Source organism: Bacillus sp. JJ1127 (assembly GCF_036965845.1).
Lineage (GTDB): Bacteria > Bacillota > Bacilli > Bacillales > Bacillaceae_G > Bacillus_A.
Window position 1 is genome coordinate 1 of the sequence record NZ_JBALQK010000011.1, and the last position, 5601, is coordinate 5601.

General features: G+C 33.2%; 6 protein-coding genes and 1 pseudogene. 2 read left to right on the plus strand and 5 right to left on the minus strand.

The window, feature by feature from the left end; genetic code table 11:
- Positions 1–146 precede the first annotated feature (146 nt).
- Positions 147–392 (minus strand): hypothetical protein, encoded by a 246-nt coding sequence (locus V7183_RS01895; protein ID WP_335358527.1) that lies wholly within the window; start codon positions 390–392, stop codon positions 147–149.
- A gap of 31 nt (positions 393–423) precedes the next feature.
- Here V7183_RS01895 and V7183_RS01900 point away from each other — a divergent pair.
- Positions 424–822: pseudogene (locus V7183_RS01900) on the plus strand (RDD family protein); the annotation flags it as partial.
- 127 nt (positions 823–949) lie between these two features.
- Here V7183_RS01900 and V7183_RS01905 read toward each other — a convergent pair.
- Positions 950–1546 (minus strand): GNAT family N-acetyltransferase, encoded by a 597-nt coding sequence (locus V7183_RS01905; protein WP_335358528.1) that lies wholly within the window; start codon positions 1544–1546, stop codon positions 950–952.
- A 331-nt stretch (positions 1547–1877) separates the two neighbouring features.
- Positions 1878–2237, minus strand: a complete 360-nt coding sequence (locus tag V7183_RS01910) for a MerR family transcriptional regulator (RefSeq protein ID WP_335358529.1) — start codon at positions 2235–2237, stop codon at positions 1878–1880.
- A 138-nt stretch (positions 2238–2375) separates the two neighbouring features.
- Between V7183_RS01910 and V7183_RS01915 the strand changes: the two genes are divergently transcribed.
- Entirely contained in the window at positions 2376–3134 is a 759-nt protein-coding gene (locus V7183_RS01915) for an SDR family NAD(P)-dependent oxidoreductase (protein WP_335358530.1), read from the plus strand.
- Positions 3135–3331: 197 nt separating this feature from the next.
- On the opposite strand, the gene V7183_RS01920 is transcribed toward V7183_RS01915, so the two are convergent.
- Both V7183_RS01920 and V7183_RS01925 read right to left on the minus strand, forming a co-directional pair.
- Positions 3332–4534: an MFS transporter gene (locus tag V7183_RS01920; RefSeq protein ID WP_335358531.1), complete on the minus strand. Its 1203-nt coding sequence runs from the start codon at positions 4532–4534 to the stop codon at positions 3332–3334.
- A gap of 230 nt (positions 4535–4764) precedes the next feature.
- The gene (locus V7183_RS01925; protein WP_335358545.1) at positions 4765–5343 is read right to left on the minus strand and encodes a TetR family transcriptional regulator; all 579 of its coding nucleotides are present in this window, start codon (positions 5341–5343) and stop codon (positions 4765–4767) included.
- Between the last annotated feature and the right edge of the window lie 258 nt (positions 5344–5601).

Here is a 5601-nt window from a genome sequence, read left to right on the forward strand (position 1 = left end):
GACTTATGGGACAGCCCCATTTTCACTTTGTTGAAAAAAGACTAGTAAATTACTAGTCTTTTTTATGTAACCCCTTCATTTATAAAATAATATTAATGCTCTTTCTGTTATGAAAAATACACAAAAAAAGAGGGAAATTAAATACCTTAATTCTTCCACTCTTTATGACAATCAGGACATTGCCATTTTAAGATTCTATCAAGTGCAATATGTGTGATTCCTATTTTTCTAGTGAAATGAGTTGCGTTATAGGATTTTTGCGATTCTTTAGGAATCGGATCTCCTTGCAAGTCAGCATTACAATAAGGGCAAAATTCTTTGCTGTTATTTACGTCGTTCTTTGTCATACTCTTTGTTAAAGGTTTTATCGTATTTTGCTTGTCTTCTAGCATCTCTTTTAATCACACCTTCTTCTCTAGCTGATTTAAGTCTAGCATTAAATCTTATGCTCATCCATATGAACTCTTAGTTATTGCATGTACAGTCTTTATTTATTTCATTGTTATTCCATATTTCACGAACGGAAAAACACTTGGAAAAGCAATACTTCGCATTCAGATACAAGGAAAAAACAAACGAATTACCTTTAAAGAATTATTCGTTCGCTATGGGCTTTTTTATTTTGGTCTAGGTGGAATCAATTACATTCTCTCTAGTAGCTTTATTTTAAACAGTACAAATCAATTAGTTTTAATTGTAACGGGATTATTTACGTTCACAATTAATGCTATTTTTATCATCCATGTTCTATTGCATGTATTTAGTCGTGATAAACTCCTTTTCTATGAACATATGAGTCGTACAAGAAATAGAATTACCTAAAAAAAAGCTGAAAAGTAATAGAGATACACCCATTCTCTTTCGTGAAACAATTAGAAGCTAAAAATAGGTTTTAATTACTAAAATATTATGTACAAAAGATAAGCAGCTTGAAATTACAAGCTGCTTATCAACTATTTACATTTTCTATTTTTGGTTTATGGATAGAGCTAAACTCTTCTTTTAGAATAGAGTACATTTTCACATCTTGATGTTTTCCCTTTACGAACATCCCTTTTCTAATTATCCCTTCAAAAGACATTCCTGCCTTTTCCATTACTCGTGCTGAACCGATATTTTCTACAAAACATTTTGCTTGAATACGAACCAGATCCATATTGTTAAAGCCAAATTTAATAACTTCATTTGCGGCTTCTGTTACGATACCCTTTCCCCAATAATCCTGAGAAAGAACATATCCGATTTCAGCAACATTGTGTTTTACTTGCCACGAAACAAAATCAATAGTTCCGATAAATTTTCCGTTTTCTTTATATTCTATTCCCCAAGGGGAAACTTTCTTATTCTCATATTGGGTTAGTACAAACTCAACAAACCCTTTAGTGTCAGATAATGTATTATGAGTTTCCCAAGTAACGTACTTAGATACGTCTTCATTAGAACCGTACGAATACATATCTTCAACATCTTCTAAAGTTATTTTTCTTAATATCAGACGCTCTGTTTCTAGTGTAGGTAATTTGCCGAATACTTTTTCAATCTCCATAAAACCACCTCTATCATTGTTAGTTATTACCATTATATATAAAATTTTCATAAAATAACGAAAAATATATAGCAGACGGTGTACTATATTTAATCCAAAATAACTTTGTCACTGGAACTAATTTATATATTGTAAGGTGGACATACATTAATGTACTTGGCAAGAGATTTCCCCTTGTTCAAAAACCTAAGATTAAGCAAGTACCCCAAAACGAAAAAGTGCGCCTAATTCTCAACAGTAACTACATTAAGGTGAATTTTTATTTTGTTTTTTTTAATATCGATTCGATAGCATTCGGATAAGGAAAGCTCCCCTCTTTCTATCGTTTACGCTACTTATTTTTTAACAAATCTTTATATGCAATAATCTTCTTCTCAAGCATCTTCTCGGTGATTACTAAGTTTTCGATTTGATCTTGAATAGATTTTCGATGATCTTCTAAAAGTTTTAAGCGTGTTTTAGTTGTGTGTTCTCCTTCTGTATATAATCGGGCGTATTCTCTTATTTGTGCTATTGGCATTTGGGTTTGTTTTAACTTCATCACAAACTGTAACCATCTAATATGTGATTCATCGTATAATCTGTTTCCATTTGCATTACGATTTGCAACTAATATTTTTTCCTTTTCATAATATCGTAATGTATGTGTGCTCACTCCTAATAATTTAGCTACCTCACTAATCGTGTACATAATAACCTCCGCATCTAATTCAGTACTATACATTTATTAAGATTATAAAAAAGATTTGACTTAGAGTACACTCTAACTAATACAATCTAATCGTAGTACATTTACTAATAAAATGGTTTAAATTCAGGGGGAATGTATATGAAGTATACTGTTATTACTGGAGCTAGTTCAGGAATTGGTTATGAAGCCGCTCTAGCTTTTGCAGCTCGTGGGAAAAACTTAATACTTGTAGCTCGAAGAAAAGAAGAATTAGAGGAACTAACCAAAATAAATCCTGATTTAGATGTTGTAATTCGAAAAACTGATTTATCCGTTACTGAAAATGTTTATAAACTTTACGAAAGCCTTCAAGGTTTTCAGATTGAAACATGGATTAACAACGCAGGCTTTGGTAATTTCGACTCAATTGCTGAACAAAATTTAAACAAAATAGAGACAATGCTGCATTTAAATATTGAAGCACTAACAATACTGTCATCTCTTTTTGTTCGCGATTATTCAATGGTTGATGGAACACAACTTATCAACGTTTCATCGGGCGGTGGATATACTATTATTGCAAATGCTATTACTTACTGTGCGACTAAATTCTATGTGAGTGCATTTACAGAAGGACTTGCTCATGAACTTAAAGAACAAGGCGCAAAATTACAAGCAAAAGTTTTAGCTCCTGGTGCAACTGAAACAGAATTTGCAAAACGTTCTCTTGATATCGAAGAGTTTCAATATGATGGTGCTGTACCAAAGTTTCACACCGCAAAGCAGATGGCAGAATTTATGCTCGAACTTTATGATAATGATAAAGTTGTAGGGATTGTAGATGGATCTACGTATAAGTATGAACTTAAAGATCCTATTTTTAATTTTGGAGTAAGAAAAAATAGTTCCAATTCCTAAATAAAAAACTTCTGATAGTGAGGTTGCTAAGATAAGTGTAATACTGACACATTATTTACGTAACGTATGAAAAAAGAGAATACAAAAATGAAAACTCATTCCAGCAACCTTTATAATTTTATAAAGCCCCTTCAAGTTTGAAGGGGCTTTTTGCTTATTTTAGATTATATTTCAAAATTCATTTTACTTGTTTTTCTTTATTTCGCTAAGCTTTGTGCCAACTGGTTTTCTTTCCACAAGACTGTAATACCAAGACCAATAGTCAGAATAACAGCAGAGAAAAGGTAAGGATAGTGGATATTTACATCGAATAAAATCCCTCCCATAGCCGGTCCGACAATATTTCCTAAACTCGTATAAGTTGAGTTCATGCCAGCAACAAACCCTTGCTCTTTACCAGCTGCTTTTGATAAAAATGTCGTTAATGCCGGACGAAGCAAATCAAATGCAAGAAAGACAAAAGAAGTTACAAGCAGTACGACCCAAAAACTAGAGATTAAGGTTGAAACTACTGCTAATATCGCTCCTGTAATTAAACATATTTGAATTAACATTTTTTCGCCTAGTATATCTACTAACTTTCCAAACATAAATACCTGCACAATAACACCAAAGATTGAGCTGATTGTAATAATAGTAGCAATATCCTTCGGTGTGAACCCGAATTTATGATCAGAAAACGGGCTAAAAACAGTTTCATATGCTGATAAACCAAAAGCAAGCACAAACACAATAATAAATGCAATAAAGTAAAGCGGATTTAATGACTTTTTAAAATCTCCAATAAAGCTTGTTTGCTTTGTATGAGCCGAAATTTCTGCAAATTCTTTTGTTGTTAACGGCTCTTTCAAAATAAATATGGAAGAAATACACGCTAGAAAAGCAATAACTGCCGCAAAAAAGAAAGGTACACGTATACCATATTCTGCAACAAAGCCGCCGATGCCGGGACCAATAATAAAACCAGTACTGATGGCAGCAGAAAGATATCCCATCGCTTTTGGTCGTTCCTGAACGGATGTAATATCTGCAACATATGCCGTAACACCAGGCATAATAAAGGCCGCACTAATTCCCCCTAGCATCCTTGATAGATATAGCATTGATACATCCGTTCCTAAACCAAAAATAAGTTCTGAAGTACCAAAGAGAAATAAGCCAATTATGATAATTTTCTTTCTGCCATAACGGTCCACCCAGCGTCCTGTGAGTGGTGACATAAGTAGTTGGGCTACTGCAAAGACGGCAACAAGATAACCCATCGTTTTTCCTGATAAGTGCATCATATTCATAAATGACGGCATAACCGGAATGATGAGACCAATTCCGAGAAACGCAATGAATATATTACTTAGAAGAATAATTAATACTGCCTTTTGTTCTTTTATTGATTTCTTCATTTCTTAACACCTCTTCCTGTATAAATCATTGATGTAAAATCCCTCTCAAAAATAATCCCCAAGAGCTTTTTTATTTATCCTTCAATTCTTCAAGCTCTACATATATTCGAATTGGCTAACGAAGCTAATAAATGATGAGATTGATTCATGCTGCCTTAAAATGACTGACTATCATTCATTATATGGTAGCATGAACCCATCTCTTTACTAGTATGGATTCATCTAACTGCTTATTCCCGAATGTCCAATGCATGTGTTAAAAAGTCTAGTACTTCAGCTTTCTGAAGATCGGCCTGATCATCCTTTTTATGATCATATAAATAAACCTGTTCCGCTGCAGATTCAACAAGAGCAATAAATAACTTTGCCGTTCTTTCAGCGTGAATGGAATTACGAATTGCACCTGCATCTTTTGCTTCATTTAAGAATTGATTTAGCCACATATAAAGGGGTTGATATACAGTTTCCCATTCTTTTATATGCTCAGTTGATGCAAGACCAGCATACATTAATGCTTGTATTTCACGGTATTCCGCTATAAAGTCAAAAACCGCATCTATCACTTGCATAACTTTCTTTGAAAAAGGTTCATTATTTTGTACTCGTTCTTTTACCGTATGTATCATCTTTTCAACCATCACTTCTGCTATTGCAGGCATAACAGATAATTTAGAAGGAAAATACAGATAAAAAGTTCCTTGAGCAATACCAGCCAATTTTACGATATCAGAGATCTTTGTTTTTTCAACGCCTTTTTCCTGAAACACTTCAATAGCTGCATAGACAATTTTCTCTTTTTTATTCATAATCTGAGTCCTTTCACACGCGTATTGAATGACCGTCACTCATTCTATATGAAAAATTATTGTACTGTCAACAATGGAGTGCAAGTTAACGGGAATCTTTCTAACCTACTTATTTTTCAAATGCCCATTAGCAACTTCCATATTTATGGATAATAAAAGAAATAGATACTCTACATAATCCTATCTTTATTTTCCACCTATATATCCATTTTAATTTTCCAGCATATAAGTCGCAGCTATGATGACCTGCACTCGTTTTCT